Origin of the sequence: Sphingorhabdus profundilacus (assembly GCF_009769755.1) — a bacterium.
In the GTDB taxonomy this organism is placed as follows: domain Bacteria; phylum Pseudomonadota; class Alphaproteobacteria; order Sphingomonadales; family Sphingomonadaceae; genus Sphingorhabdus_B; species Sphingorhabdus_B profundilacus.
Map to the genome: position 1 here is coordinate 40,336 of NZ_SDWJ01000002.1, position 26,885 is coordinate 67,220.

Annotated in this window: 25 protein-coding genes; 15 read left to right on the forward strand and 10 right to left on the reverse strand. The window is 55.6% G+C overall.

Annotation, left to right across the window (positions count from 1 at the left end; genetic code table 11):
• The first annotated feature begins 84 nt into the window (after positions 1 to 84).
• The 3 genes from EUU23_RS07945 (at position 85) to EUU23_RS07955 (ending at position 2,454) form a co-directional block, all read left to right on the forward strand.
• Entirely contained in the window at positions 85 to 687 is a 603-nt protein-coding gene (locus EUU23_RS07945; RefSeq protein WP_160353633.1) for a sigma-70 family RNA polymerase sigma factor, read from the forward strand.
• Complete coding sequence (locus EUU23_RS07950) at positions 684 to 1,592, forward strand: hypothetical protein (RefSeq protein ID WP_160353634.1); 909 nt, start codon at positions 684 to 686, stop codon at positions 1,590 to 1,592. Before EUU23_RS07945 ends, EUU23_RS07950 begins: the two co-directional genes overlap by 4 nt.
• Positions 1,593 to 1,893: 301 nt before the next feature.
• Positions 1,894 to 2,454, forward strand: coding sequence for a hypothetical protein (locus EUU23_RS07955; RefSeq protein WP_160353635.1), 561 nt, complete (start codon positions 1,894 to 1,896; stop codon positions 2,452 to 2,454).
• 173 nt (positions 2,455 to 2,627) lie between these two features.
• On the opposite strand, the gene EUU23_RS07960 is transcribed toward EUU23_RS07955, so the two are convergent.
• The gene (locus tag EUU23_RS07960; protein ID WP_160353636.1) at positions 2,628 to 3,470 is read right to left on the reverse strand and encodes a murein L,D-transpeptidase catalytic domain-containing protein; all 843 of its coding nucleotides are present in this window, start codon (positions 3,468 to 3,470) and stop codon (positions 2,628 to 2,630) included.
• Between the two features lie 211 nt (positions 3,471 to 3,681).
• Between EUU23_RS07960 and uvrA the strand changes: the two genes are divergently transcribed.
• Complete coding sequence (uvrA, locus tag EUU23_RS07965) at positions 3,682 to 6,753, forward strand: excinuclease ABC subunit UvrA (protein WP_160353637.1); 3,072 nt, start codon at positions 3,682 to 3,684, stop codon at positions 6,751 to 6,753.
• Here the strand turns inward: uvrA and EUU23_RS07970 are convergent.
• Both EUU23_RS07970 and EUU23_RS07975 read right to left on the reverse strand, forming a co-directional pair.
• Positions 6,740 to 7,780 carry a hypothetical protein gene (locus tag EUU23_RS07970; RefSeq protein WP_160353638.1) on the reverse strand — a complete coding sequence of 347 codons (1,041 nt, stop codon included), beginning with the start codon at positions 7,778 to 7,780 and terminating at the stop codon, positions 6,740 to 6,742. The two genes, uvrA and EUU23_RS07970, sit on opposite strands and share 14 nt — an antisense overlap.
• A 10-nt stretch (positions 7,781 to 7,790) precedes the next feature.
• On the reverse strand, positions 7,791 to 8,954 hold the full coding sequence (locus EUU23_RS07975) for a hypothetical protein (protein ID WP_160353639.1): 1,164 nt from the start codon (positions 8,952 to 8,954) through the stop codon (positions 7,791 to 7,793).
• A gap of 397 nt (positions 8,955 to 9,351) precedes the next feature.
• Between EUU23_RS07975 and EUU23_RS07980 the strand changes: the two genes are divergently transcribed.
• Complete coding sequence (locus EUU23_RS07980) at positions 9,352 to 10,869, forward strand: alkaline phosphatase family protein (protein WP_160353640.1); 1,518 nt, start codon at positions 9,352 to 9,354, stop codon at positions 10,867 to 10,869.
• A gap of 64 nt (positions 10,870 to 10,933) precedes the next feature.
• Positions 10,934 to 11,260, forward strand: a complete 327-nt coding sequence (locus tag EUU23_RS07985; protein WP_160353641.1) for a hypothetical protein — start codon at positions 10,934 to 10,936, stop codon at positions 11,258 to 11,260.
• Positions 11,261 to 11,373: 113 nt separating this feature from the next.
• Here the strand turns inward: EUU23_RS07985 and EUU23_RS07990 are convergent, their stop codons facing one another.
• Positions 11,374 to 11,973, reverse strand: a complete 600-nt coding sequence (locus EUU23_RS07990; protein WP_160353642.1) for a fasciclin domain-containing protein — start codon at positions 11,971 to 11,973, stop codon at positions 11,374 to 11,376.
• Between the two features lie 165 nt (positions 11,974 to 12,138).
• Here EUU23_RS07990 and prmC point away from each other — a divergent pair, with 165 nt between their 5' ends.
• From prmC to EUU23_RS08010, 4 genes are all read left to right on the forward strand, one after another.
• Positions 12,139 to 13,011 carry a peptide chain release factor N(5)-glutamine methyltransferase gene (prmC, locus tag EUU23_RS07995; protein WP_160353643.1) on the forward strand — a complete coding sequence of 291 codons (873 nt, stop codon included), beginning with the start codon at positions 12,139 to 12,141 and terminating at the stop codon, positions 13,009 to 13,011.
• A gap of 174 nt (positions 13,012 to 13,185) precedes the next feature.
• Positions 13,186 to 13,887 (forward strand): DUF4167 domain-containing protein, encoded by a 702-nt coding sequence (locus tag EUU23_RS08000; protein WP_160353644.1) that lies wholly within the window; start codon positions 13,186 to 13,188, stop codon positions 13,885 to 13,887.
• Positions 13,888 to 13,969: 82 nt separating this feature from the next.
• The gene (locus EUU23_RS08005) at positions 13,970 to 15,361 is read left to right on the forward strand and encodes a DUF4139 domain-containing protein (RefSeq protein WP_160353645.1); all 1,392 of its coding nucleotides are present in this window, start codon (positions 13,970 to 13,972) and stop codon (positions 15,359 to 15,361) included.
• Entirely contained in the window at positions 15,318 to 16,937 is a 1,620-nt protein-coding gene (locus EUU23_RS08010; protein WP_246156373.1) for a DUF4139 domain-containing protein, read from the forward strand. The genes EUU23_RS08005 and EUU23_RS08010 overlap by 44 nt, the downstream gene beginning before the upstream one ends.
• Positions 16,938 to 17,197: 260 nt before the next feature.
• Here EUU23_RS08010 and EUU23_RS08015 read toward each other — a convergent pair whose 3' ends face one another.
• Entirely contained in the window at positions 17,198 to 17,593 is a 396-nt protein-coding gene (locus tag EUU23_RS08015) for a hotdog domain-containing protein (RefSeq protein ID WP_160353646.1), read from the reverse strand.
• Positions 17,590 to 17,883 (reverse strand): hypothetical protein, encoded by a 294-nt coding sequence (locus EUU23_RS08020; RefSeq protein WP_160353647.1) that lies wholly within the window; start codon positions 17,881 to 17,883, stop codon positions 17,590 to 17,592. Before EUU23_RS08020 ends, EUU23_RS08015 begins: the two co-directional genes overlap by 4 nt.
• A 63-nt stretch (positions 17,884 to 17,946) precedes the next feature.
• On the opposite strand from EUU23_RS08020, the gene EUU23_RS08025 reads away from it, so the two are divergent.
• The gene (locus tag EUU23_RS08025) at positions 17,947 to 18,375 is read left to right on the forward strand and encodes a CBS domain-containing protein (RefSeq protein ID WP_160353648.1); all 429 of its coding nucleotides are present in this window, start codon (positions 17,947 to 17,949) and stop codon (positions 18,373 to 18,375) included.
• Between the two features lie 4 nt (positions 18,376 to 18,379).
• Here EUU23_RS08025 and EUU23_RS08030 read toward each other — a convergent pair whose 3' ends face one another.
• Complete coding sequence (locus EUU23_RS08030) at positions 18,380 to 19,114, reverse strand: hypothetical protein (RefSeq protein WP_160353649.1); 735 nt, start codon at positions 19,112 to 19,114, stop codon at positions 18,380 to 18,382.
• A gap of 146 nt (positions 19,115 to 19,260) precedes the next feature.
• Complete coding sequence (locus EUU23_RS08035) at positions 19,261 to 20,010, reverse strand: Bax inhibitor-1/YccA family protein (RefSeq protein WP_160353650.1); 750 nt, start codon at positions 20,008 to 20,010, stop codon at positions 19,261 to 19,263.
• A gap of 230 nt (positions 20,011 to 20,240) precedes the next feature.
• On the opposite strand from EUU23_RS08035, the gene EUU23_RS08040 reads away from it, so the two are divergent.
• The 3 genes from EUU23_RS08040 to EUU23_RS08050 all read left to right on the forward strand — a co-directional run bounded on the left by EUU23_RS08040 (position 20,241) and on the right by EUU23_RS08050 (position 23,651).
• Entirely contained in the window at positions 20,241 to 21,860 is a 1,620-nt protein-coding gene (locus EUU23_RS08040; RefSeq protein WP_425505106.1) for a spinster family MFS transporter, read from the forward strand.
• A gap of 79 nt (positions 21,861 to 21,939) precedes the next feature.
• Positions 21,940 to 23,094: an acyl-CoA dehydrogenase family protein gene (locus tag EUU23_RS08045; protein ID WP_160353651.1), complete on the forward strand. Its 1,155-nt coding sequence runs from the start codon at positions 21,940 to 21,942 to the stop codon at positions 23,092 to 23,094.
• A gap of 125 nt (positions 23,095 to 23,219) precedes the next feature.
• Positions 23,220 to 23,651 carry an acyl-CoA thioesterase gene (locus EUU23_RS08050; RefSeq protein ID WP_160353652.1) on the forward strand — a complete coding sequence of 144 codons (432 nt, stop codon included), beginning with the start codon at positions 23,220 to 23,222 and terminating at the stop codon, positions 23,649 to 23,651.
• On the opposite strand, the gene EUU23_RS08055 is transcribed toward EUU23_RS08050, so the two are convergent.
• On the reverse strand, positions 23,652 to 24,449 hold the full coding sequence (locus EUU23_RS08055) for a crotonase/enoyl-CoA hydratase family protein (RefSeq protein WP_160353653.1): 798 nt from the start codon (positions 24,447 to 24,449) through the stop codon (positions 23,652 to 23,654).
• Positions 24,446 to 25,066, reverse strand: coding sequence for a 2-hydroxychromene-2-carboxylate isomerase (locus tag EUU23_RS08060; RefSeq protein WP_160353654.1), 621 nt, complete (start codon positions 25,064 to 25,066; stop codon positions 24,446 to 24,448). The genes EUU23_RS08055 and EUU23_RS08060 overlap by 4 nt, the downstream gene beginning before the upstream one ends.
• 228 nt (positions 25,067 to 25,294) lie before the next feature.
• Here EUU23_RS08060 and EUU23_RS08065 point away from each other — a divergent pair, with 228 nt between their 5' ends.
• A complete protein-coding gene (locus tag EUU23_RS08065) occupies positions 25,295 to 26,866 on the forward strand; it encodes a M23 family metallopeptidase (protein ID WP_160353655.1) in 1,572 nt (523 codons plus the stop codon).
• The last annotated feature ends 19 nt before the right edge of the window (positions 26,867 to 26,885 follow it).

Sequence of the window (26,885 nt, forward strand, 5' to 3'; positions counted from 1 at the left end):
ACTTCAACGGACGACAGAAGAAAAACCTTCGAAATTTTTTCGAAGGGTTTTTGCTTTATAAACGTAAAGCATGTGAACCGCATTATGATGAGTGGCCAAATGATGCAGCAAGCGATAAAATTGACGCAGGAAAATGATGACGAACTGGTGGCCCGTATTGCCGCGCGGGATCATGGCGCCATGCGGCTTGCCAGTGATCGTCATGCCAATATGGTCTGGCGCGTTGCCTACCGGATGCTGGGCGATGCCGCCGAAGCGGAGGATATTGCACAAGAATCGCTTCTAAAGCTCTGGAATCATGCGGACCGCTGGATAGTCGGCGGCCCCGGCATCGCTCCCTGGCTCAAAAAAGTCACCGTCAACCAATGCCTCGACCGGCTGCGGCGCAAACGCTTTGCCAGCGACGAAGAGGTGCCCGAGCGGGAGGATGAAACCCCATTGGCCGACCGCCAGATGGAAGCGGTGGAGACCGGACAGGCCGTGAAGGACTGCATTGAAACCCTACCCGACCGGCAGCGTGCTGCGGTCATTTTGACCTATTATGAAGAGCAGCCCAATCAAGGCGCTGCGGAGACGTTGGACATGCAATTGAAAGCCTTTGAATCGCTGCTGTTCCGGGCGCGGTCCAGCTTGAAAGGCTGTGTCGAACGCAAAGGCGTGCTCGATCAAGGGAGGGCCAGATCATGACCGACCCCGCATTCTCGCCCGAAATGGAAAAGGCGTTGAACAGCTATGCCGTTCCGCCTGCACCTGCCGGATTTTCAGACCGTTTGATGGCGCGTATCGCCAGCGGTGATACGGGAACGGTTGCGACCGCCATGCCGGAATTACCTGCGCGCCGCCGCACACCAAGCCCATGGCGGCGGACAAGCCGGATCGTCGGGTCCGTAGCCTTGTTTTCCCTGGCGACCGCGACCGCCGCTGCAGCCGGTGTGTTCGGGCATCCGGTATATCTACCAGGGATTACCGAAGCGCTGGTCAAGGCCGAGATTGTCGAGGCACCGGCGCCCCGTCCACAACCGAAGCCCGTCCAGATTGCCGCGCAGTCCCCGCAAACGGAAATCGTAGAACCTGTTCCGGCTGAACAACCGCAAGGAAGCGCGGTCGTGACGTCGCGTCTGACGGCCTTGCGCGAAGATCCGCGTTTTGCCGAACTGACACCTAAACAAAAGCTGGCGGTCGCAGGACGCGAAGTCCGCTCTATGGTGCGGAGCGGCGAAGTTACCCGGCAGGAAGCGCGTACCGCTGTGCGCGAAATGGCGCGCAATGCCGATCCTGCGACAAAGGCCGCGGTGCGGAAAGCCTTCACCGAGCGCCGAGAGCAACGGATCGAACGCCGGAACGGTGGCATTTCGGCACCAATCACCGCCACGGCAGAACCGCTGGCAGTGACCTCCCCAGTTGCGGCTGAGGAACCAGAAGCCGTAGCTCCTGCCGAAGCGTTACCTGCCGTTGCCGCTGGTAAATTGACCGAAGAGCAAGCCGAAGCCGTGCGCGAACGGCTACGCACCGCAAGCCCCGAACAACGCGCCGCGCTACGCAACGCGCTGCGCGAACGCCGCCAACTACGCCAGCAACGGCGCGCGCAGTGAGGGTGACGGGTGGAATAACTGCAATCCCTCGGTAATCCGTCACCCTGAACTCGTTTCAGGGTCCATCATGAAGCGGCAACCATTGGATAAATGACAAACGAACTGTGCGTCCCGGCTTAGCCTGTTACTACAGGGCAGTGATAACCTGACAAATGGACCCTGAAACAAGTTCAGGGTGACGATATGCTGGCCGCGATGACGAAAAAAACCCCAAAAAAATTTCGAAGGGTTTCCAAACCTCATGCGTTTCAGTTTCAGGAGCGGGGAAATTCTCCCTCCCGATGAAAACTGGAGAATGACCATGAAATATCTTATCGCACTTCCTCTCGCCGCCCTTGCCTTTGCCGCATCGGCCAATGCCCAGACCAGCAAGACGGTCACCATTGAAAAGCCCAAGGGCACCGCAACCAAGACCGTAACCCGTGAAGGTGGAAATGTAACGGTGGACGCAGTCGCTACCCGCGCCAGTGACGGCGCGACCGCCACGCATCATCGCGAACGGACAAAGACCGAAGATGGCGTTAGCGGCAGCGGATCGCAGACCGGCTTTAACGGCAAGACCCGTTCCTATGAATATGACCGCGTCCGTACCGAAGATGGCTTTACAACCACCGGTTCGGCCATCGACAAGCAAGGCCGCACCTATGAATATGACGCCTATGGCCGCAAGACCGAGACGGGCCGCGAAAACAGCCGCACGGTGCTGCGCGACGGTGAGCAGGTGTATAACCGCACTGGCAATGTGAACCGCGCTGACGGTCAGGTAACGCGCGACGTCAGTGTCACGCGCGCCCAGGATTTTCATCCCAGAAAAGCCCTGCCGATCCGTCCAGGCAAAGCCTTGAAGCGCGGCGGTAACTAAAGACCGAAAACTATCCCAAGTTTGCCGCGCGCCTGTCCGCACTCAAGGCGCGTGGCAATCCCCCCTGCCCAGGCCATACGACCCTGAATGCCGGGCACCTTATGGGGAGCAGTGATGCGGGCCTCCTCATCCCTGCTCCCCACCCTTTTGTCGGGGCATTGTGCGTGAGGCTGTTATCTGGGGCTACCGCCGCTTGCGCCCGTTCCCGGCGCAAACACGATCTGCGTTTTTGGCACATCGACCGCTTGCGACAATTTTCCGCTGAGGCCAGAAAAAAGATATCCCCCATTTTCAAGTGTATACAGAATCCAGTCGCGCTTGGAAGGTTCAACCACAAAACACCCTTCACTCGACCCCGGCCGGCCGCGTTCCGCGACCAGATCGGCATTGAAGTATCGCCGCCGTTCGGGCGCATAGCTGTGCACCACAATGTCACGCGCGCGCATCTGGCTGTTGCTCGGTTCCAACCCGTCGAGACGGAGCGAGACGCCGTTGATGCCGACATAACGCTCCCCACCCAAAGCTGCGCCTAATGACGAGGTCAGGCTTTCCTGTACGTTGCTGAAAAAATTTGCAAAACCATCGTCATCCGGGTCCGATCCGATACCATGCGCCACCTTTATGGGCGCATCCAGCCCATATCCGTCACGAAGATCGACACGGTATAGGCGGGGCTGGCTGCTATGTTTGGCAAAGTCGACAATGACGATGATGGCAGGCCCTGCAAAGCGGCCGAAATTGCAGAAATGGTTGCGATACCCTGCCAGTGCCTTTTCAAAAAGCCCGCGGTCGAGCAATCGCCGTGGCGGGGCATTGCCGACTTCAAATTCTACGGGATAAAAATGTGCATTGATAACGACCAGATTTTTTTCAAGCGACGCGCAGTCTACCTCGGCACGCCGGATAGCCGCGACTGCCGGAGCAGGAGCGGTGCCATCGCCAGTGCCGGATTGAAAAATGATCGCGGGTGGAGCCAGAACCTCTGGATCCTGCGCCATGACAGGCGACGCCACCATCGAAATAGCACATAGAGCAAAAAACCTGATCACAAGAATGTGGTCCATATGTAGAAATTAAAAACTTCCCCAATCTTTCCTTTATGCGCGATTTACCGTGTTTCGCAAGCTTGGGAAAAACCCCAGCTTGAAAATTCACCTGTTCTACGCCACCTGAGACCCATCATCTTGCCTCTTGTGCAATCAGAACAAATCTGGAACAAAGAAATTCATGTCACTCACCCATATCAAGGTGCGCGGTGCGCGCGAGCATAATCTCAAGGGCGTCGATATCGATCTGCCCCGGGACAAGCTGATCGTCATTACCGGCCTGTCGGGGTCGGGCAAGTCGTCGCTGGCCTTCGACACCATCTATGCCGAGGGGCAGCGCCGCTATGTGGAATCGCTGTCCGCCTATGCGCGCCAGTTTCTGGAGATGATGCAGAAACCTGATGTCGAGCATATCGAGGGCCTGTCCCCCGCCATCTCCATCGAGCAGAAGACGACGAGCCGCAACCCGCGCTCGACCGTCGCCACCGTGACCGAGATTTACGACTATATGCGCCTGCTCTGGGCGCGCGTCGGCGTTCCCTATTCGCCTGCCACGGGCCTGCCGATCACCGCCCAGACCGTCAGCCAGATGGTCGACCGCGTCATGACCCTGCGCGAGGGCACCCGCGCCTTCCTGCTCGCGCCTGTGGTGCAGGGCCGCAAGGGCGAATATCGCAAGGAACTCGCCGAGTGGCAACGCTCGGGCTACACCCGCGTCCGCATCGACGGCGAATTCTACCCCATCGAAGAAGCCCCCGCGCTCGACAAGAAATACAAGCATGACATCGAAGTCGTCGTCGACCGCATCGTGGTAAAGGACGGCATCCAGCAACGTCTGGCCGAGAGTTTCGAGGCGGCGTTGAAGCTTGCCGATGGCCTGGCCTTTGTGGATCTGGCGGATGGGACTGTGGCGGAGGCTATGGGCACCGCCAGCTCAGGTTTTGCCGAAGTCAGAACTCCGTTCGTGTCGAGCGTAGTCGAGACACCCCTAAGTAGCGCGCAATCTACCGGTGTCTCGACTTCGGCGCAGGGCGCCGAAGTTTATCCTGAGCGTGTCGAAGGGCTCGACACGAACGGGAAAGAAATGGCAGGAAAGAACGTCACTGGCGGCTCCATGAAAGGCACCGGCCTGCCCGCCAACCGCATCGTGTTCAGCGAGAAATTCGCCTGCCCGGTCAGCGGCTTTACCATCGCCGAAATCGCGCCGCGCCTCTTCTCCTTCAACGCACCGCAGGGGGCCTGCCCCGAATGCGACGGGCTTGGCGAGCGGCAGGAGTTCGACCCGCAACTGGTCGTCCCCAACGAACATCTCAGTCTCAAAAAAGGGGCGATCGTGCCCTGGGCAAAATCCAACCCGCCCAGCCCCTATTATATGCAGGTGCTCGCCAGCCTCGCGAAAGCTTATGATTTCAGCCTCGATACCCCGTGGGAAGACCTGCTGCCTGACCAGAAGCTGATCATCCTGCACGGCACCGGCGGCCTGCCGGTCGAGCTGACCTTCAAGGACGGGCGCAAGGAATATACGGTGCGTAAGGCGTTCGAGGGCGTCATCGGCAACCTCAACCGCCGCCTGCTACAAACCGACAGCGCGTGGATGCGCGAGGAATTGAGCAAATACCAGACGTCGCAACCTTGCGAGACCTGCCACGGTGCGCGGTTGAAGCCGGAGGCGCTGTCGGTCAAGATCGCCGGCGTCGACATTTCCATCCCCACGCGGATGAGCGTCGCCGACGCCGTGAACTGGTTCGCCAGCGTCAACGACACGCTGACCAACCAGCAACAGCAGATCGCCAAGGCCATCCTCAAGGAAATCAACGAACGGCTGGGCTTCCTCAACAATGTCGGGCTTGATTATCTCAACCTCGACCGCACATCGGGCACGTTGAGCGGCGGCGAAAGCCAGCGTATCCGCCTCGCCAGCCAGATCGGATCGGGCCTGTCGGGCGTTCTTTATGTGCTCGACGAACCCAGTATCGGCCTGCACCAGAAGGATAATGACCGCCTACTCGCCACGCTGCGCCGCCTGCGCGACCTGGGCAACACGGTCATCGTCGTCGAACATGACGAAGACGCCATCCGCACCGCCGACTGGGTGGTTGACCTTGGCCCCGGCGCCGGGGTGCATGGCGGCACCGTCATGGCCGAAGGGACGCTGAAACAAATCCTGAAAGCCAAGGGCAGCCTGACCGCCGACTATCTGAACGGCACGCGCGAGATTGCGGTGCCCAAGACACGGCGCAAGGGCAACAAGAAGAAACTGACCGTCCATGGCGCGCGCGCCAACAACCTCAAAAATGTGACCGCCAGCATTCCGCTCGGCACCTTCACCTGCATCACCGGCGTGTCGGGGTCGGGCAAGTCGAGCTTCACCATCGACACGCTCTACGCCTCTGCCGCCCGCGCGCTGAACGGCGCGCGCGTTATCGCCGGCGCGCATGACAAGATCACCGGCCTTGAACATTGCGACAAGGTGATCGACATCGACCAGTCACCCATCGGCCGCACCCCGCGCAGCAACCCTGCCACCTACACCGGCGCCTTCACCAATATCCGCGACTGGTTCGCCGGATTGCCGGAATCCGAAGCACGCGGGTACAAACCCGGCCGGTTCAGCTTCAATGTGAAGGGCGGCCGCTGCGAAACCTGTAGCGGCGACGGCCTGATCAAGATCGAGATGCACTTCCTGCCCGACGTCTATGTGACGTGCGAGGAATGTAACGGCAAACGCTACAACCGTGAAACGCTGGAGGTGAAGTGGAAGGGCCTGTCCATCGCCGACGTGCTCGACATGACGGTCGAGGATGCGGTGGAGGTGTTCAAGGCCGTCCCGCCCATCCGCGACAAGATGATGATGCTGGCCGAAGTCGGCCTCGGCTACGTCAAGGTGGGGCAGCAGGCCACGACCCTATCGGGCGGCGAAGCGCAGCGCGTCAAACTCGCCAAGGAACTCAGCCGCCGCTCCACCGGCCAGACGCTCTACATATTGGACGAGCCCACCACCGGCCTTCATTTCGAAGATGTCCGCAAATTGCTGGAGGTCCTCCACCGCCTGGTCGAACAGGGCAACAGCGTGGTGGTGATCGAACATAATCTCGACGTCATCAAAACGGCGGACTGGATCATCGACCTGGGGCCGGAGGGCGGCGTCAAGGGCGGCGAGATTGTGGCCGAAGGAACGCCGGAGGACGTGGTGAAGGTGCCCGCGAGCTATACGGGGCATTATTTGAAGCCGATGATAATTAAAGCGCAATAGCAGCCTCTAATCCTAAGCAATTTAATGCAATTTTCTCCATAATAGGATTGATGATTTGCAGCACTTCATCAACGTCATCAAAATCTTCTATAGCCAAGCCATTTGTACCTGCGTGAGCAACGGAACAACGGATTTCATAAGAAAGTGCAAGTCCCTTCCATTGCTGATCATTTATCATTTCCGGCTTTTGATTTTGGGTAGTCGAAAATTTAGAATTGTTCATGAGTGCTTGAGCAAAAGTGTTTTTATCTTTTAGTTTTTCCAACTCTCTACATATTATTGCAAATTCATTCTTAGAGTCTGTGCTAACTGAAAAATTAGCAAACATATTTCTATCAGAATCTAAGTTTTTTATCTGTTTTTCTAATACTTTCCTGGCATTTTTATAGAAATGTGTATTTATTTCTTTTAATATCGACGAAAGGTGACCTACCTCTATCGCTCGATAAAACTCTAAAAATCCGTATTTACTTTCAAAATATGGATAGGCTCCGAAAGTTACCGCAGCCATTCGATCAAGATCAATCCAATCAAATGTTGATGGCTTAAAATAGACAACATTGCTTGTAGAAATAAAAGATTTTTCACTTGCTGCTAAAGAGCTCAAGCAAAGCTGAATGCAGTTGAATTTATTAATTCCCCAGTAATTTTGTTCGTGATTTTCATAAATAAAATACGAATTTCCATCAAATATATGAGGAAATTCATCATAATATATCACAAGAGCTAGAATAATTTCTTCAACTTTACTCGGAAAATCGTCTTCCTGCTGTGAGTTAAATATACAGCCATAGGTTGATTTACCATCAATCATACATTCGATAGCTGAGATACAGTTTGAACGTGGACGAAATGTCGTCTCACAGAACGAGAATTTTCGAGCTTCCAAAAAAGCTGTCAAAGCAGACTTTGCAGCAAACTTTACGCCATTGCAGGTGCAATATTCTCCATTTTCGGCATCAATTTCAATTTCTTCGGCGGTCTGATATGCCACGCCTTGCGAGCTCAAAATGCGGTCAATAAACAAATTAAAGTGCCTAGCTCGATACTTGGGCTGAGGCCTGAATCCAACACTCAGGCATTGTTTTTTCACCTTCGTTTCTAAAATATTCTGAGAACGCGTAGTTCACGAAATCTCTAGTTGCTTTCCCAACATTGATTTTTTTGACATCAAACCCGTTACGCATATCGGAAAAGAGATTTGGTCCTAAACCTTCATCCAAGCCCTTAGCATCTATATCTGCGATCAATTTTACCATCGCGGCTTGGGTACGATCTTTCAAAGACTCCGAGTAAAAACCCGATGAAACGGCTGCAGCCATGCCCAACAATACCGTTTCATTACCCAAAAATACGAGATTTGCCGTACCAAGCTTGCTATCTAAAACGACTAGCCACTTTACAAACTCGGTAAATTCTTCGCCTTGCTTGTTACCATCTAAAGACATACCTCGGCCCAAAGCCTCGATGGCCTCATCTGCTAACAACTGCTCGGTTACCGCATTTCTCAGATCAATGTGAGGTTGCCGTTGGAGCCAGGCTTGAAACGCTCCGGCAAGCGCCGACAATTGGAATTGCCCAGGAACACTTCTTCGACGGCTGTCCATGCTGGTTATGACTTCCAGGCCATTAATCGTTTGCAATTCTGTTTGCATATTTTCTGCGACGATTTCGAGCTGGTGCTTCATCGACATAGGCTTTTGCCCCGCATTCAGCAAAAGCATTCGATATGCTAGTGCGTAAAATGATATGTTAATCCAAAATTCTAGTCGAACGGGCCGGGATAAAAAATCATCGAGATCCTTTCCCGAAAGTGTTCCGCAAACGTCGCGCAATGCATTAGTTCGTTGCAAGCCATCGACAATTCTAATTCCAGCATTCGACCGAGCTACAATCGCAGCAGCAAGTTCGTCTTTTTTCTCATCTGAAAGAGAGAAAATTGCATTCTCGGGATGAGATTTCATTTCTTCTGGAACCTCTATCCCAGATACGGCCAACACGATTGGCGGCAAAAGACAGCCGCGTGTTAGGTCGGCACGAAGAGTCTGATATGTTTTTCGTCCCGTAATAATCTTACGCTGAATGGAAAGAAGATCTTCTGATCCTTGCGTGTTCTCAAGATACCATCTGTAGTCAGCCCTGCAATTTACGGCAAAGCAGCCAATTCGATGGTCAAAATCGACAGAAGTACATTCAAGCATGTTGATCCCTAGAGCTATGCATCGATATTCCAGTACCGTATGGCAAAAGGAATTGCCGGTGTATAGCGTGGCGCTAGCGATTTCGGCGCTTTCTCGAAGTCGCGAAAACCAAATTTAGCCACCGTTGAAACGCTCACCCCCCATTGAAATGTAGGCAATCCCCTGCCACCCTCCCCGCATGACTGCGCGCGCATCTGCTCCGACGCTTCGCTCCCCCGCCTCCCCCGCTCTTAACTTAAAGCAACAAAGGATACAGTTACGCACCCGTTTTGCGTGTCTTTTGTATCTTTATCTCTGCGCCCCTCGCCAAGGTCATGGGACCCGTCTAAGCGATGGTCTGTCATGCGGGCGTCATCTACTTCTGCGACGCCGCGCGGGTCTTTTGAAGGAGAGTTTCATGCGTCACCCATCTTCCCTGTTGCTCGGCCTTGGCCTGATCGCGGCGGCGGCTCCGGTTCTGGGCCAGACGGCCTCGGCGCCTGCCTCTGCACCGGCCAAGCCGCCGGTTGCCACCAGCGAAGGCTATCTGAAGGCCGGGCAGGACGAGCTGAAACGCTTGCAGGCGGACAAGCCCAACAACCGCAAGGCGCGCAATATCATCCTGTTCATCGGCGACGGCATGGGCGTCAGCACGCTGACCGCCGGACGCATATTCGAAGGGCAGCAGCAGGGCGTCGACGGGGAATCCTTTGTCGGGCAGATGGACCGCCTGCCCCACACCGCTTTGGTCAAAACCTATTCCCACGATGCACAGGTCGCCGACAGCGCGCCGACCGCCACCGCGCTGGTCGCCGGGGTCAAAACCAAAAATGGCGTGATCGGCGTCGGGCCGGAGGCGGTTGAAAATGACTGCACGGCCACCGCGCCGTTCAAGGTGCCATCGCTGTTCGAAATGGCGGAAGACAAGGGCTATGCCACCGGCGTCGTCACCACCGCGACCATCACCCACGCCACCCCTGCCTCCACCTATGCCCATGTGGCGCAGCGGAATTGGGAGGTCGACAGCCTGATGCCCGAGGCGGCCAAGGCGGCGGGCTGCACCGATATTGCGCGGCAGATGGTCGAATGGCCGCATGGCAATGGCCTCGACGTCATGCTGGGCGGTGGACGGGCGCATTTCTTGCCCGCCGCTACGGTCGACCCCGAATATCCGGCCTTCAAGGGGCTGCGCGCCGATGGCAAGGACCTTGCCGCCGTGTGGCAAGCCGCCAATCCCAAGGGCGCCTATGTGTGGAACAGCGACAGCTTCAACGCGGTCGATGTGCAGAAATCGTCCAAGCTGCTCGGCCTGTTTGAACCGTCGCATATGCAATATGAGGCGGACCGGACCGCGGCGGGCGGCAAGGAGCCTTCGCTGGCCGATATGACGCGCAAGGCGATTGCCATGCTGTCCAAGAACCGCAAGGGCTATGTCCTGATGGTCGAGGCCGGGCGCATCGACCATGCCCACCATGCCGGCAATGCCCGCCGCGCATTGCAGGATACGGTGGCGCTGAACGCCGCATTGAAGGCGGCGATGGAGAGTGTCGATCTTTCCGATACGCTGATTGTCGTGACGTCGGACCATAGCCACACCTTCACCATGTCGGGCTATCCCGAGCGGGGCAATCCGATCCTGGGTGTGGTGGCGGCGCCGATTGGCACGCCGACGCTCGCCAAGGATGGCAAGGCCTATACAACGCTTGGCTATGCCAATGGCCCCGGCGCGGTGTCGGCGGCGGAGCGGGCGGACCCATCGAAAGAGGATACCGAAGCGCTGAACTATCGCCAGCAATCGCTGGTCGGGCTGTCGTCCGAAACGCATGGCGGCGAGGATGTCGTGGCGCGGGCGGCGGGGCCGAAGGCGCATCTCTTCAAGGGGACGATCGAGCAGAACACGATATTCCACATCCTGCGCGCGGCTTTAGGCTTGTAAGTCAGTGGCCCGCTTCCCAACTGATATTCCGGGTTTGGAGCCTGTGAAGGAAAGTTGAGAATTTATGCGAACACTATCCCTATTGGCGCTCCCCTGCCTTGCCCTTTCCCTTGGTGCCTGCGGTGAGGGCGGCGTGCTCGACGAGAGCGTCAAGACCACGGTGCGCGAACAATTGGTTGCGACCTGCACCGCCACCGCCGAAGGGCAGATACCCGAGGGGGTCACGGTCGACCTCAACCAGGTCTGCGACTGTGCCGCCGACAAGGTGCTGGACGGCAAAAGCGTGCAGGATCTCGTGACCAATCCACCGACCAGCGCGGAAGATTTGCTGAAGGTGCGCGAATGCTTGAATGAAATGGGGCCGGTGAAGCTGGCACCGGTGGAACTATAAAAACCCCGCCCGAAAGGGTGGCCCATCGGGACAGGGTCTTTCGGCCCCTCTACTTGCTAGAAAGCAGGGGGACCTTGTTCTCGATCTCCCCCCGAAAGAGGAGCCTTGAAAATTCAGGGCATGACAAGCGTGTCGATGGCATGGACAGTCCCGTTCGACCCGGTCATGTCCGCACTGGTGACTGTGGACTTGTTCCCTTTGGCGTCGGTCAGGACGATTTTGTCGCCAACCATGCTCGCCTTCAGGCTTCCACCATTCAGTGTCTTAATGCTGGCCGTGCCTTTTGCGTCGGTAATCAGCTGGGCGATGTCTCCTGACTTCAGGTTTCCGGAAACAACATGATATTTCAGTATCTCGCCCAACTTGGCCTTGCTTTCCGGCTTCATCAAACCGTCCAGCGTGGCTTTGTCGACCTTGGCAAAGGCATCGTTGGTCGGGGCGAAAACCGTAAACGGACCGGCTCCGTTCAGCGTTTCGACCAGGTCGGCAGAGGTCAATGCCGATACGAGCGTCGAGGCTTGTGGATTGCCCTGTGCCAAGCCGACGATGGTCTGGTCACCAACTGGTACTTGTGCGGCCATATTGTCGCCGGCGGTCTCGTTCTGCACCACTTCGGTGTCGGCGGCGACCGGATCGGCAGGGGTTTCTTTCGCACAGGCCGTCAACGACAGGACGGATAATGTGGTGATAAGCGCGATTTTGATGCTGTTCATAACTGGTTCCTTCAGAAGGACTGCCCCTCGGCCAACCATAACCCTGTTGCTGGGCAAATGTTGCATCGCGCGGGTAAAAAACGCCCGGAAAAACCGGCGCACCCATAACTGCGCTAGGCATGAGACAACTTGCACCGCCCCGCAGCCGCGCTATGGGCAGAAAGCATGGGTAATCTGGCCGACATATTGCGTGAAACCGCCATTCTTCTGGCAGAGGTCAGCACCACCCCGCGGCTCGACGCCGAATTGCTCGCGGCGCATGCGCTCGGGTTGGAAAGGTCGGCAATGTTGCTCCGGCTGAGCGATCTCGACACACCGCCCGACCTTGCAGCATTGACGCAGCGGCGGCTGCGCCATGAACCGGTCGCTTATATTACGGGACGGCAGGCGTTCTGGGACCTCAATCTTATTGTGACACCCGATGTCCTGATCCCCCGCGCCGATAGCGAAACGGTGATTGACAGTGCCGTTGACTATTTCCAAGCCGCCAAAGCCGGTGACGGAACTGGGCCGGCACGCATATTGGACTTGGGAACGGGCTCAGGCGCGCTTCTGCTCGCATGTCTTTCGGCATTTCCGGAGGCCTGCGGTATCGGCATCGATGCAAGCGCTGCTGCCTTGGCCGTGGCGCAGGGCAATGCTGCCCGGCTGGGGTTTGCCGCACGGTCGCAATGGCTTCACCGTAGCTGGACCGATCCGGACTGGAGCGACGATCTGGGGAGATACGATCTCATCATCTCCAATCCGCCCTATGTCGAAACAGATGCCGATCTGGCCGCGATGGTTGCGGACTATGAACCCCATTCCGCTTTATTTGCAGGCGCCGATGGACTGGACGATTACCGCATTCTTGTTCCGCACCTGGCGTCGATGCTCTCACCTGGCGGCATCGCCATATTTGAAATCGGCCATAGCCAAGCGCAATCCGTTAGCAATTTGGCAAGCAATTCAGGTTTATCCACCGAAATGCGCTGCGATCTGGCTGGCAAACCCCGCGCTTTACGCTTTTCGCTTGGAATTGCGGATATGAACGGCTAGGAAGCATAGTGCATCGCAGCAAAAACGCCCCGACCCGGGCCTTTCGCGCGAAGCCGCACCCCAGCGCAGATGGAAAAATGCAAGGTCGGGACGGACCTTGGCGGAACCCGAGAGACTGGGTTCAAGGGGGCACCAAGCAACATTCATGCTAAGTAGAGGACAGGGCAAATCCTGATGAACACCAACAACCGGCAGCAGCAGAATAACAACAACCGGCGTCGCGGTCGTAACAACAATAACCGTCAGCAGAACAACAACCGCAGCGGTTTTGACTATCAGAACCAGATCGACAACCGTGCGCGCGGAAACGCGGCGCAAATGCTGGAAAAATACAAGAAACTGGCGCAGGATGCCCAATTCAACGGTGACCGCGTCAACGCGGAATATCATCTGCAATTCGCCGACCATTATTTCCGCGTCCTTGCTGATTTCCGCGGTCGCCAGGAAGCCCGCCAGGAACAGCAAGGCGAACGCCGCCCCCGCGACGACTGGCGCGATCAGGATCGCGAAAACAGTTATGAAGAGATGGATTCCGGCGAAAATGCAGAGCGCGAGAGCGAAGCCGAGAATAATCTAGATGAAGCTGAGGAGCAGCCGCGCCGCGAATCACGCGACAATCGCCCGCGCCGCAATGACCGGCCGGAGCGTGGCAACCGTACCGAACGCGACGGCAACCGCGCACCACGTCGTCACCATAGCGAAGAAATCGATGACGCACCCGCAGGGCTGGATCTGGCTGTATTGCCGCCATCCATCGCCTTGGCATCATCCGATGACACCGATGTCGAGGTTGAAGCTGTCAAACCAGCCCGCAAGCCCCGCGCGCGCCGCCCCAAATCGGCAAACGACGAGGCAACGGTTACCGCAGCGGAATAATTTCCAAATCTGCGTTAAGCATCTGGTCATCTGGAAAAATTTAGCTAACTCTCCTACAGTCTTTGGTGGGGGGAGAGATGTTATGCGCCATGTGCTGCTTTTGGGAATGGGATGCGTTATCGCCGTACCCTTGTTTGCACAAGGCGACATACCGACGAGCGCGCAAGGCGACGTCGCGGTCACCATCTATCAGAATGGCCAGAGCCTGGTGCAGGACAGTAGGCAGATGAACCTGCCGTCAGGCCGGTCAAAACAGGAATTTCCCGACGTATCCGCCCAGATCCGCGCCGAAACGGTAACCCTGACAGGACCCGGTATCGGCATTGTCGAGCAGAATTTCGACTATGACCTGCTAACGCCTGCAAAGCTGATGGAAAAGGCGGTCGGGCAGACAGTGACGTTGCTGCGGACCAATGTTGCCACAGGTGTGGAAACGCGTGTCCGCGCAAAAGTGCTGGCCGCAAATGGCGGCGTCGTTCTGCAAATCGGTGACAGCATCGAAGTATTGCGCGACGATGGCCTGCCCGTCCGCGTCATATTCGACCGCGTCCCGCCTAATTTGCGCGCGCGCCCGACATTGTCAGTCACGGTTGAATCAAAGGGAGGCTTGACGCCGACCACCCTAACCTATCTGACCCCCGGCCTTGGCTGGACGTCGGACTATGTCACCCTGTTCGACGACGCTAGGCAGACTATCGATGTCCAGGGCTGGGTCACCCTGACCAACAATACAGGTACTGACTATGCCAACGCCGATGTGCTGCTTGTTGCGGGAAATCCCAATCAAGGGGGCAATCGCCGAATATACCAGACCCCCTATAATCCATCGACCGGCACGATTGACGAGGCCGGTACCGAATCCAACGAACGCGAACGGCTCGGTGACTATTATCTCTATCCATTGGGAGAGCGCACCACCATTGCCAATGCCCAGCAAAAGCAGGTCAGCTTTCTCGACATAAAGTCGGCGCCTGCCCGTAACACCTACGAATTCAACAATGGGTGGCTGGCCACGAATGAAGCAGCCAGCGCATCATCCGTCCTGAAATTTTCCACATCGCGCAGTGGCGGCTTGGGTGACCAGTTGCCGTCGGGCACGATGCGGGTCTATATGCGCGACAAACGCGGCGACCCGCAATTCATCGGCGAAAGCCGCATCGAAGCCACACCCATGGGCAGCGCTATGTCGATCCGCACCGGCGAATCCTTTGACGTAAAAGTCAAAACAATGGTGGAGGAACGCACCCGAATCAGCAGCAATCGCTGGAAAACCCGTATGCGCTACGAAATCACCAACGCACGTGGTAACGCCATTACCGTTGACCTTGGCCAAAATGGGCTGTGGGGCGATGTACAGCTCAGCGAGCAAAGTCAGGAAGGCAAACGCGTATCTGCCGATCGGATTGAATGGAGTGTTCCGGTCCCCGCAAATGGCAAGGCGACCGTCACCGCCACCTTCGACAGCCGTTACTAAGCCTGTGCGCGGGCTGGTTGCCCTTTTCTTTGTGTTGGCCGCGACTCCCGTCGCGGCACAAACAATCATGGTTTCAGAACAGCCCGAGGCCGTCTCCCTCACCGTGTACCGCGGCGAGAAATATGGGGGGCAGCCCATTGATCCCAATTGGCCGACCGGTTACGCCCTTGTAACGGAAACACGCACACTCACCATTCCTGCAGGAGAAAGCGTCATACGCTTTGAAGGTGTCGCCGAAGGGATGTTCCCCGAAAGCGCAATCGTAACCGGCCTTCCCAATGGCGTGAAAGAAAAGAACCGCGATGCACGGCTGTTATCGCCATTGGGGCTGGTGGATGCGTATCTGAAGCGGCAGGTGACGATTACCCGTACCGAACGGGCTACAGGAAAAACGCGCGAATTTCCGGCAATGATCACATCAGCGCCCGGTGGAGCCGTCATACTTCAAACCGGCGATGGCTATGAAGCCCTGCACTGCACAGGGTTGCCCGAAAGGATGACGTTTGCAGAAATACCATCCAACCTGTCTGCCAAACCCACTTTGTCGGTCATTACGCAAAGCGACAGGACGGTAACCGTCAAAGTTACCCTGACCTACATGGCCGCAGGATTTGACTGGGAAGCCAATTATATCGCACAGGTGCAGGATCGCGCGGTTGATGGCAAAGGCAAGGTCGACCTGTTCGCATGGCTGACCCTTGCCAACGGAGGAAACCAGAATTTTATCAATGCCAATACCATGGCCATTGCTGGCAAGCCGAACCGAGAAGAGAGCAACCCTCAAGTCAAGCCGACAGGTGGCGGCCTGGAACTGAAATGCTGGCCCAACCAACGCACCCATGAAGTACCCTATAATTTCGGTTATATTCCAGCTCCTCCGCCTTCACCTGCACCTGCACCTGTTGCTTATATGGATGAAGAGAGCGATAATATTGTCGTTACCGCGCAACGGGTTCGGGGCGAAGCGATGGCATCCTTTTCTCCCGTCGCAGTGGTGGTCGCGGAGCAGGAAAATCTTGGCGATCTAAAGCTCTATCGCATTCCCGAACCGGTCACGGTCAACGCCAAGGGGCAAAAGCAGGTTGCGATGCTGGTCAAGCCCGGCGCGGCCTTTACACATCATTATGCCGCTTCGGTTCAAGATTATGCGATGGAAAGCCAGCCAATGACCTTGATGCTGCGCGGTAAAAACACAACCGAGAAGGGACTCGGACTTCCGATGCCGCAGGGCCAGATGATGGTATTTGAAAACAGCAAATATGGCCCCCTGCTCACTGGCGAAACTTCGCTGAAGGACCGTGCGGTCGGGGAAGATGTGGAAATCGCCGTCGGTACGTCTGTGGATGTTCGAATGAGTGTGACCCCGAAATCGGAAAAGGCATACAATCAACGTTGGGAAATCAAGATTACCAATGCCCGCATTACGCCTGTCAATATCGAGGTCGAGATCCCCTACGAACTGCGTAACAAATCGGCGGCAATAACCAAAATCGACGGGGTTCCAACCTGGAAAACCACGGTCGCCGCCAGTGACAGCGCAACACTATCCTATACTATCAAGCTGGAGCGTGATTAGGGTCAGGACCTATTAAAAGCACTTGCGAGGTTTGAGGCCATTTTGCTCATGGCAAGGAAGGAAGCCGCAGGGATATAGATATATCTCAAGGCTTTCTGACGCGGCCATGGGCAAAATGGGTCAAATCCTTCGGACGTCAAAATGGCTTTGATCTCGAACCAAAATACGTTTGCCGATAGAATGACTATCGGCGGCACGCATTTTAGTCCGATATCTTCGCCATTTTGACGCCTCGCAAGTGCTTTTAATAGGTCCTAACCCTAGCGCTCAGGCAGCGGCCGAGGCTTGTGCTGTTCGTCCAGAGCCACAAAGGTGAATAAACCTTCGGTCACTTTCACTTCCTGTTGTCCCCGTTCCCGTGTCGCAATCACTTCGATGCGGATGCCCATTGACGTTCGTCCGCGCCGCTCGAGCGAGGCATAGACCGAGATGATATCGCGCAGCAAAATCGGCGCAATAAATTCCATTTTTTCAATGGCAACGGTTGCACAGGCGCCCTGCGACACACGACCTGCAACAATTCCACCAGCCTGATCCATGACGCCCAGCACCCAACCGCCAAATATATGCCCGTTGGCATTGATGTCGCTAGGGCCGGGTATGACCCTTAAAACCGGGTCGGATCTTTTGGGTAGATTTCGGACATTGTCGTTCACCGGTCTGCTTCTTCCTTAAACTGGTCTTCAATGGATTCATCATGGCCCGACCCGCTGGACAAAAACACCAGCCCCATAAGAGCTGCCGTCAACATGATCGACACCGTGATGGCACCTGCTGTTGCAATATAGAAATGGATGGAAACCATGCCGTTGTTCCACCAAAAACTACCCAAAGCGATGGCTGTAACCAGCACGGTGACTGCGAACATCCACCGCATCAAGCGCCAATAGCGCTTCCAGGCGAAACGGGCATATTCGGGGTCATCGAGGCGAGAGGGTTGAGTCATATCCTTGCGAAGCGCGCTTTATGCTATAATGTCAACAATGGGCAAGACGAGAGGAGATCGGTTATGACAATTTCAGCGATTTTAAGCGGGCGGACAGGCGACGTATTTTCAGCCGAACCCCATGAAAGCGTCGGCGAAGTTGTTGCCCGTCTGGCGGAAAACCGGATTGGTGCTTTACCCGTCATTGACGGTCCGGCCGTTGTCGGCATTTTTTCGGAGCGCGATATAGTATATGGCGTTGCAAAACACGGCGCAGCGTTTTTGGCAAAAACCGTGGGCGAAACGATGACCGCACCGGCGATTACGGTGACGTCAGATTCAGCGATTCTTTCAGCACTGTCCCTGATGACACGCCGCCGGATCCGCCATTTACCCGTCGTCGATCAAGGCCGCCTGACAGGATTTGTCTCTATCGGTGATCTTGTAAAACACCGTATCGAAAAAATCGAAGCCGAAGCGGCGGCGATGCGCGACTATATCAGCATGGCCTGAATGATCATTGTGCGGCAGATGGCTGGGAAGCCGCTGGCGACGACATCACGGGATCTGGCGTAGACATAATGGCCGCAGCGGGCGCATATTTCATGTTCCAGTCCGCCAAATCCCGCTCATATTGGGCATATGAGTCAAAGAAGCGAATGAAGATACCGTCCAGATCACTCAAGCCGCCTATGGCATATTCAGGAAGCGCAGCCTGCGGGACCATATTTGCTTCGGTTACTTTTCGCAGGGCGGCATCGCAATATTCAGACCGGATTGGCGGCAAGGCGAAGTAATTATAGAGATCAGTCAATTTGGTGTCGCGGACACGCAAACCGTTTTGGCCAGGGAATCGGGCGATATATTCGCGATCTACTGCCTTGCTGCTTTTCGACAATTGCACCTTATGGGTCAGGATGAATTTGTTATAATGCGTCGCAATCTGGCCCCAAACCGGTCCCTGGCAATTTAGTGCTGCGACATTAAGCGCCGAACGGAAATGCCAAATTTGTTCGTCGCGACTAAGCCCCCGATTTGGGGTCATGCGGACTCCGTCCGGGCCGACAGATGGAATCTTCATCGTGGTTGCGGCACCTCTTGGGGGGCGCGGCATCACCGGCGGTGGCGGCGGCGGGGCAACAACGGGCGGCGGCGGCGGGGCGATTACGACCGGCTTGGGAACCGGCGCGCACGAGGAGACGACCGCGACGGCAAAAACAATGGCTGCCAGATCTTTATAACCACGACGCATGAATATATCTCCAACCGATGATGGCCTTCCCAACAGGATTTTCACGGCAATGAAAAGCCCTGTTTGACGAGGCGCGTCAATAAAAAGGCCCAGCGGTTTCCCGCCGGGCCATATTGTACTTTTGCAACCTTAACCGAAGGTGACTTTTAGTCGCGGTTACCCATGAAACTAAGCAGGAACTGGAACATATTAATAAAGTCCAGATACAGGTTCAGGGCACCCATGATGGCGGCCTTGCCGATGAAGTCCGAATCCGAATTGCGAAGTTGCAGATAGGTGTTCTTGATCATCTGCGTGTCGTACACGGTTAGCCCTGCAAAGATCAGAACGCCAACCGCGCTAACAACCCACTGCAGCGTGCTCGATTGGAACCATATATTAGCCAGCGACGCAACGATCAGGCCGACAAGGCCCATTATCAGGAACGTGCCAATGCCGCTCAAATCCTTCTTGGTAGTGTAACCGACAAGGCTAAGCCCGGCAAAAGCGGCCGCAGTTGCAAAGAACGTCGTTGCGATCGACGCCCCTGTGTAAACAAGGAAGATCGTCGACATCGACAGACCCATCAGGCCTGCAAAACCCCAGAAACAGGCTTGCAATGCCGGAGTAGACAGCTTGTTCAAACCGAAGTTCATCACCAGGATGAGCGCCAGCGGCGACAGGATGATAACCCAGCGCAGAATGCCACCATTGCTCATCACGTCTTGGCCAAAGGCACTGCCGGCAAACAGCATCGCGACGATACCGGTCAACAGCACGCCCGACGCCATATAATTGTAAACCTTGAGCATGTGCGCGCGAAGCCCGGCGTCGATTGCGACATCACCGGCGTGCGTGCCTACACCTGCAAGACTTGACTGGGTCCCGGTTACCCGTGGATCGGACCACTGTGCCATGACAAAATTCTCCTCAAAACACGGCACCATAGCCGCATGTCCGCAATATTGGATGGAATTGCTCCAATTTCAAGCAAAACACGACATGGCATTTCGGGTTTTTTTGCAAAAACTATCATGGAAGGGCATCACCGGCCATTGCGAAGTCGAATGGCAATTCAGGTTGCACGACAATTTTGTTCTGCTAGCCATGATAATAATCGGCGAAAACAGCCACCAAGGAGAGAGATGTGAGTGATACGGTTGAAAGCGCGAAGCCGAACGCTGAAGCCGGTCAGGTCGCCACGCCCCTGCCGGAAGCCAGCGGTTATAGCTGGTATGTGCTGGGTGTTTTGGTGGTGGTTTACATCCTCAACTTCATTGATCGCCAGATTCTCAGTATCCTCGCCGTCGATATAAAGGCTGACCTTGGCCTGACCGATTCTGACATGGGATTTCTGGGGGGGGCTGCATTTGCCGTTTTCTACGCATTGTTCGGCATCCCGCTGGGCCGACTGGCAGATAATTGGAGCCGGGTGAAACTGCTGTCCATCGGTCTCGCTTTATGGTCGCTTATGACCGCGTTATCGGGGTTTGCCCGCAATCAGGTCGAACTCACCATCGCCAGAATGGGGGTCGGTGTGGGTGAAGCAACGGCAAGTCCAACCGCTTATTCCCTGATTTCCGACTATTTTCCCAAAAGACAGCGGGCCACGGCGTTGGCCATTTATTCATCAGGCCTCTATATCGGGGGCGGGGTATCGCTGTTTATCGGGGCCTTGATCGTCAAGGCCTGGAATCAGGCCTATCCCGACGGCGGGCCTATGGGTCTGGTAGGGTGGCAGGCTGCATTTCTCGCGGTCGGTATACCCGGCGTCATCGTCGCTTTGTGGGTTGCAAGCCTGCGTGAACCCAAGCGCGGGGCGATGGACGGTTTGGATACCCAAGGTTCACCCGCACCATTCCGCGCATTTGCCAGCGACCTTTCGATGATTGTACCGCCTTTTACGATCATAGGCGCATGGCAACGCGGGATATCGGCTTTTGTCATTAACATCATGACGGGCGCTGCTATTGCCGCTTTTGCCTATTGGATGATCCAGCTCACCGGGAATTTTCCGCAATGGTCAGCGGTCGGTTTCGGATATTATGCTGTCTTTTCCTGGGCATCGGCGTTGCGGGCCAAGGACCCTGCAACTTTTAGGCTGATTTGGGGAACACCTGCCTTTATCTGCACGACATTGGGGTATGGACTGGTCGCCCTGGCGGCCTATGCGCTTGCATTCTGGTCGGCACCCTATGCGGAAATCATCCTGAAATTGCCAAAGCAGGAATTGGCGCTGATTTTGGGCGCCAATGGTGCTTTGAGCGGATTTCTGGGTGTCATTTTAGGCGGCGCCATTGCAGATGCGTTACGCACCAAAATCCCGGCGGGGCGAATCTTGGTCATCATACTCGGTGTTGTCGGTCCCATTCTTCCCATATGGATCGGCTATACAACAGAAAATGCCACGCTCTTCTATATCATGAATTTTGTAGCCGCCATGCTGGGCGCGACAGCGCTGGGTGCGGCGGCGGCTACCACCCAGGATCTCGTCCTGCCACGCATGCGCGGCACCGCGACTGCTGCGTTTTTCCTTGGCACGACCCTCGTAGGCCTCTCTTTTGGCCCTTATATGGTAGGCCAGATTTCAGATCTGACCGGAACAATGGTTGACGGCAAACTGGTCGGCAATTTGCGGGTCGGCATCCTGTCATTGATCGCGGTCACACCAATTGCGGTGACATTGCTCGTCTTTGCCTATCGCCTTGTCCCCAAAGCGGAAGCCAGCATCGTCGAACGCGCGCGTGACGCCGGGGAAGCTATTTAATCGCTCGATTAAATTCTACTTGACCCTAACGTCAGCTTGTTGTCTCTAGCTTCATCAAAGATACAATCTGGAGAGTCCCATGTCGCTCGATACCATCCCGCGTACTGCCTATAATGAAGACCATGAGGCATTTCGCCAATCGGTCCGTCAGTTCCTTTTAAAGGAAGTAGCCCCGAACGCGAAGCAGTGGCAGGAAGATGGCATAGTTCCCAAATCGATCTGGCCAAAAGCCGGTGAGGTTGGAATGCTCTGCCCCACCGTACCAGCCGAATATGGTGGCCTGGGACTCGATTTCGGGTACAATGCCATTGTTGACGAAGAGTCGGCTTATTATGGCGGCGCTGCGACGGGTTTCTCCCTGCAATCAGACATCGTCGTCAATTATCTGGTCAGCTATGGAAGCGAGGAACAGAAAAAGCACTGGCTACCCAAGATGATATCGGGCGAGGTGATAACCGCCATCGCGATGACCGAGCCGGGCACAGGATCAGACCTGCAAGGCATGAAGGCCACCGCCCGCAAAGATGGCAATCATTATGTCATCAACGGCAGCAAAACCTATATCACCAACGGCCAGAATGCGGACCTCATTCTTGTATGCGTCAAAACCGACACCGAAGTCCAACCTGCGTGGAAGGGCATGTCGATCGTTTTGGTCGAGGCTGACCGCGAAGGTTTCAAACGGGGCCGCAATCTCGACAAAATCGGCATGGACGAAGCCGATACATCGGAGCTTTTCTTTGAAGATGTCCGTGTGCCGATGACCAATTGCCTTGGCGAAGAAGGCAAGGGTTTCATCTATCTGATGAGCGAACTGCCGCAAGAACGGCTTTCCATCGCGGTTTCTGCGATGGCCAGCACGCAAAAGGCGTTTGACGAAACCGTCGCCTTTGCACGCGAACGGATCGTGTTCGGCAAACCATTGCTGGATTTCCAGAACACCCGGTTCGTTCTGGCGGACATCAAGTCAAAGCTGCAGGTGGGCTGGGCGCATCTCGATTGGGCGCTCAACCGCCATTATAAAAAGGAACTGACCGCCGAAGAAGGTGCGGCGGCCAAGCTGTGGCATACCGAATTGCAATGGGAAGTTGTCGATGCCTGCCTGCAATTGCATGGCGGTGCAGGCTATATGAATGAATACCCCATCGCCCGTATGTGGCGCGGTGCGCGTGTTACACGGATTTTCGGTGGCACAAGCGAGATTATGAAGGAGTTGATAGGTCGGGGGCTGTAAGTGCGCTCACCCTTCGCTGCCGTTTGTATCGAGCGCAGTCGAGACATCCATAGTCCGTGCGCGCCTTATGGGCCACTCGACTGCGATTGAGGCGGACGGATATGGACGAATAGAAAGTAATATGAATGCCAAAACCCCAGACATGGCAACTTGATCCATCAAGTTACCCGTTCAACCACCGAACCGAAACACGATTTGCCGACATGGATGTGCTGGGACATATCAACAATGTGTCGATGGCTGGGCTGTTCGAACATGGCCGCGGTATGTTCAACCATGCCATCGAAGTGCAACGCAGGGCCGCAGGTCAGCGCTGGTTGATCGTCAGCGTATCGTTGGATTATATCGCTGAGGCGCATTTCCCGGAACATGTCGATGTGGCCAGCGGCATATTGAGAATTGGCAGCAGCAGTTGGGACATTGCCTCCGCCGCTTTCCAGGGCGGGGCGTGCAAGGCGACGTGCATTACTACGATTGTTTTGACCGACGCCAATGGTCCGACCGCAATCAATCCAGATTTACGCGCGGAATTCGAACGTCTGGCTGTTCGCCGTTAATCATCCCGTGAAATTTGCCGCCCGTTTCTGCATCTGCGACATCACGGCCTCGATCTGGTTGGGTGTGCGGATGACGCGGTTCTGGCGAACGCTTTCGGCCATCAATATCCCATCTTCATCCATATCGGCATATTCATTGAACAGGGCCTTTGCTTCACGCATGGCGTCCGGATTACGGTTGGCAATTTCCCGGGCGATTCCCATCGCACGCGCATGCGGATTTTCATCCACATAGGTCGCGAACCCAAGTTGCAACGCATCTGCCCCGGAAAATTCCCGATTGGTGTAGGTCAGTTCGCGCAACACGTCCTCACGCGCCAACCCGCGCCACAACGCATAGCCACCCATATCGGGGATCAGTCCCCATTTCATCTCCATCACCGCCATCCGCGCATCGGGGGCGATAACACGGATATCAGCGCCACTGGCAATTTGCAGGCCGCCGCCAAAGCACACGCCGTGGACGGCAGCGATGACAGGCATTGGTAGTTTGCGCCAAAGCATGGCCACCTGCTGAAAAGTATTTGCATTGCCATGCGTGCGATCGGTCAAACTCTTTATACCGCCGCTCGCGCTGGCACCGCCGCCTGCCATGCTTGCCATATCGAGGCCGGCACAAAAACTGCGTCCCTCACCAGATAGCACGACCGCACGAACGCCCTGCATCGCCGCAAGTTCTGCACCTGCAGCAATGATCCCTTCAAACATCGCTGGATCAAGCGCATTCATCTTGTCGGCCCGTGTAAGCCGCACGTCGGCAATATGGTTTTCGACGGTGATGCTAACGCGATCGTTCATGCGAGATTTTCCTTCAAAGCAAATTCCACCAGCGGCAATTGGTCATTGCCAAAATACATTTTTTTCCCATCGACAAACATCGTCGGTGAACCATAGCCACCGCGCACAATTACCTCTTCGGTGTTGGAACGCAGCAATGCTTTCACCGCGTCTGACTGCGCCGCGGCCTGTATGGCTGCGCCGTCCAGCCCAGCGGAATTTGCTACGGTGACCAGCGTTTCTGGATCGTCCAAATTCTCTTGCCGACCAAAATAACTTTCAAACGCCGCCTTGGTGAATTTGGACAAAGCAGGCATGTCATCGGCCAAAGCGCAAGCCATTCGCATTGCCACAACGCTTTTTGCCGGATGATATTGGCTAGGAAAATGCATTTCGACACCGGCCAATTCCGACCAGTCCTTCATCACTTTCCATGCATGGTTCAATTTACGGTTATCGGTCGCTTCGCGCGCCGCATAAACAGATTGGTTAACAGCATTGAAAACACCGCCAACCAATATCGGCCGCAACACAGCTTCTGCGCCGGTACGTTCCAAAATCGGCTGCAAATTGGTAAAGGCCAAATATGTCCAAGGGCTGGACAGATCATAGAAAAATTCGACCCGCGCATTAGTCATCGCCTTCTCCCTTGCCGCTCGATTCATAGCATTCGATCATTTTTAATGAAGCGTTTAAACATGAATTTACGCATTATTTTTATATGTTCACGCGCTTATCCGCGAATTTACACATTTGGCCGCATGTATCGTACAAGTTTTCACGTCTTAAATTGACTTTAACCATATCGCGTCACAGGAAACGGGGCATAAAAATCCGTCCAGTTTGGATAAGGACAAGGGTCGTTGATGTTTGAAGGCAAAGAAATCGGCTTTGCCAGTGCCGGAACAAGGGGCAGCGTCGCTTTGGCGGACGCCATGGTTATGCCTTTGCGCCAGACGGCCATCCGATCATGGGTCGACTGGATTTCTGAGATGGATCTTGTTCCAGACCTAGGCGAAGATATTGGTTCGATCCGCTGGTTTCGCGGCCTTGGGACATTAACCGCGCTGAGCGTATTCGCATTGGCGTTGCTGCCGGATTTCGGACCGGTATATGGCGCGCAACCGCCCATACCAACCGAAGCGGAATTTGAAGAAGCGCGCGCGCAGATGATCATGCCCATCGCCTATGGCAGCGATAGTGGCAAGCGGATGGCATCGACAGATGCCGTGGTCGCCTTGGCCGGAAGCCCTGAACGCCCCCGGATAGAATTGACCGCGACTTTAGGCCGAGGAGACAGCTTTAGCCGTGTGCTGCAACGTGCTGGCGTTGGTGGCAGCGAAGCGTCCGATGTAACATCAATGGTATCGGCCGTCACGTCATTGTCGGGCATAGAACCTGGCACGCCCATTGATATCATTCTTGGCAAACGAACGTCCAAAAATCAGGCACGTCCTATCGAATCCGTAGCATTTCGGGCGCGATTTGATCTCAATTTAGCGGTTAACAGGGTTGGCAATGCGCTCCAGCTTAGCCGTAAACCGATCTTTGTCGATACCACCCCCTTGCGGGTTCGCGGAACGGTTGGCGAAAGCCTCTATCGGTCGGCGCGTGCCGCCGGTGCCCCTGCAAGTGCCATTCAAGACTATCTCAAGGTCATTTCGGGCCGGACATCATTGTCTTCGATCCGCTCTGGCGACGAATTTGACATTATTGTCGATTACAAACGCGCTGAAACCGGCGAAGTAAAAGTCGGCGGTCTGTTATATGCAGGTGTGGATCGCGATGGAAAATCCGCAATCCAGATGTTGAAATGGACAATGGGGGATAACAGCCAATGGTTTGAGGCATCCGGTGTCGGCGAATCCAAAGGCGCATTGAGCCGCCCGGTCAATGGTGCAGTAACTTCAGGCTTCGGCATGCGCCGCCATCCCATTCTTGGCTATGCGCGAATGCATAGCGGGCTAGATTTCAAGGCCAGTTACGGCATGCCCATTTATGCGGTCACCGACGGTACGGTCGCTTATGTCGGTCGCAAGGGTGGCTATGGCAATTTTGTACAGATCAATCATGGCGGCGGCCTCGCTTCCGGCTATGGACATATGAGCCGTTTTGCAGTGTCATCGGGAACCCGCGTCCGGCGGGGCCAGATTATCGGCTATGTCGGGTCGACCGGCCTATCCACCGGTCCGCACCTTCATTATGAATTATATCGCGGTGGCCGAGCGGTAAACCCGATGTCGGTCAAATTCACGCAGCGCGCGCAACTGGCAGGCAGCGACCTTACCCGTTTCAAAGGACGGCTTGCAAATCTGAAATCGGTTAAGGCCGGTGCGGCGCTGGCGCCGTTAAAACCGACCGGACGCGTCATTGAAGAACCGAAGCGCGAAATCGATCGCTTGTCCCAGAATAGCGATGGACGCCCGCCACGCGGATAAGCCGTTGAGAATAGCGCAA

Bases quoted from the DNA above. Each gene is read 5' to 3' on its own strand.
- EUU23_RS07945 (WP_160353633.1), top strand. From the start codon at position 85: ATGATGAGTGGCCAAATGATGCAGCAAGCGATAAAATTGACGCAGGAA.
- EUU23_RS07950 (WP_160353634.1), top strand. From the start codon at position 684: ATGACCGACCCCGCATTCTCGCCCGAAATGGAAAAGGCGTTGAACAGC.
- EUU23_RS07955 (WP_160353635.1), top strand. From the start codon at position 1,894: ATGAAATATCTTATCGCACTTCCTCTCGCCGCCCTTGCCTTTGCCGCA.
- EUU23_RS07960 (WP_160353636.1), bottom strand. From the start codon at position 3,470: ATGGTGGCGTCGCCTGTCATGGCGCAGGATCCAGAGGTTCTGGCTCCA.
- uvrA (WP_160353637.1), top strand. From the start codon at position 3,682: ATGTCACTCACCCATATCAAGGTGCGCGGTGCGCGCGAGCATAATCTC.
- EUU23_RS07975 (WP_160353639.1), bottom strand. From the start codon at position 8,954: ATGCTTGAATGTACTTCTGTCGATTTTGACCATCGAATTGGCTGCTTT.
- EUU23_RS07980 (WP_160353640.1), top strand. From the start codon at position 9,352: ATGCGTCACCCATCTTCCCTGTTGCTCGGCCTTGGCCTGATCGCGGCG.
- EUU23_RS07985 (WP_160353641.1), top strand. From the start codon at position 10,934: ATGCGAACACTATCCCTATTGGCGCTCCCCTGCCTTGCCCTTTCCCTT.
- EUU23_RS07990 (WP_160353642.1), bottom strand. From the start codon at position 11,973: ATGAACAGCATCAAAATCGCGCTTATCACCACATTATCCGTCCTGTCG.
- prmC (WP_160353643.1), top strand. From the start codon at position 12,139: ATGGGTAATCTGGCCGACATATTGCGTGAAACCGCCATTCTTCTGGCA.
- EUU23_RS08000 (WP_160353644.1), top strand. From the start codon at position 13,186: ATGAACACCAACAACCGGCAGCAGCAGAATAACAACAACCGGCGTCGC.
- EUU23_RS08005 (WP_160353645.1), top strand. From the start codon at position 13,970: ATGCGCCATGTGCTGCTTTTGGGAATGGGATGCGTTATCGCCGTACCC.
- EUU23_RS08010 (WP_246156373.1), top strand. From the start codon at position 15,318: ATGGCAAGGCGACCGTCACCGCCACCTTCGACAGCCGTTACTAAGCCT.
- EUU23_RS08020 (WP_160353647.1), bottom strand. From the start codon at position 17,883: ATGACTCAACCCTCTCGCCTCGATGACCCCGAATATGCCCGTTTCGCC.
- EUU23_RS08025 (WP_160353648.1), top strand. From the start codon at position 17,947: ATGACAATTTCAGCGATTTTAAGCGGGCGGACAGGCGACGTATTTTCA.
- EUU23_RS08030 (WP_160353649.1), bottom strand. From the start codon at position 19,114: ATGCGTCGTGGTTATAAAGATCTGGCAGCCATTGTTTTTGCCGTCGCG.
- EUU23_RS08035 (WP_160353650.1), bottom strand. From the start codon at position 20,010: ATGGCACAGTGGTCCGATCCACGGGTAACCGGGACCCAGTCAAGTCTT.
- EUU23_RS08045 (WP_160353651.1), top strand. From the start codon at position 21,940: ATGTCGCTCGATACCATCCCGCGTACTGCCTATAATGAAGACCATGAG.
- EUU23_RS08050 (WP_160353652.1), top strand. From the start codon at position 23,220: ATGCCAAAACCCCAGACATGGCAACTTGATCCATCAAGTTACCCGTTC.
- EUU23_RS08055 (WP_160353653.1), bottom strand. From the start codon at position 24,449: ATGAACGATCGCGTTAGCATCACCGTCGAAAACCATATTGCCGACGTG.
- EUU23_RS08060 (WP_160353654.1), bottom strand. From the start codon at position 25,066: ATGACTAATGCGCGGGTCGAATTTTTCTATGATCTGTCCAGCCCTTGG.
- EUU23_RS08065 (WP_160353655.1), top strand. From the start codon at position 25,295: ATGTTTGAAGGCAAAGAAATCGGCTTTGCCAGTGCCGGAACAAGGGGC.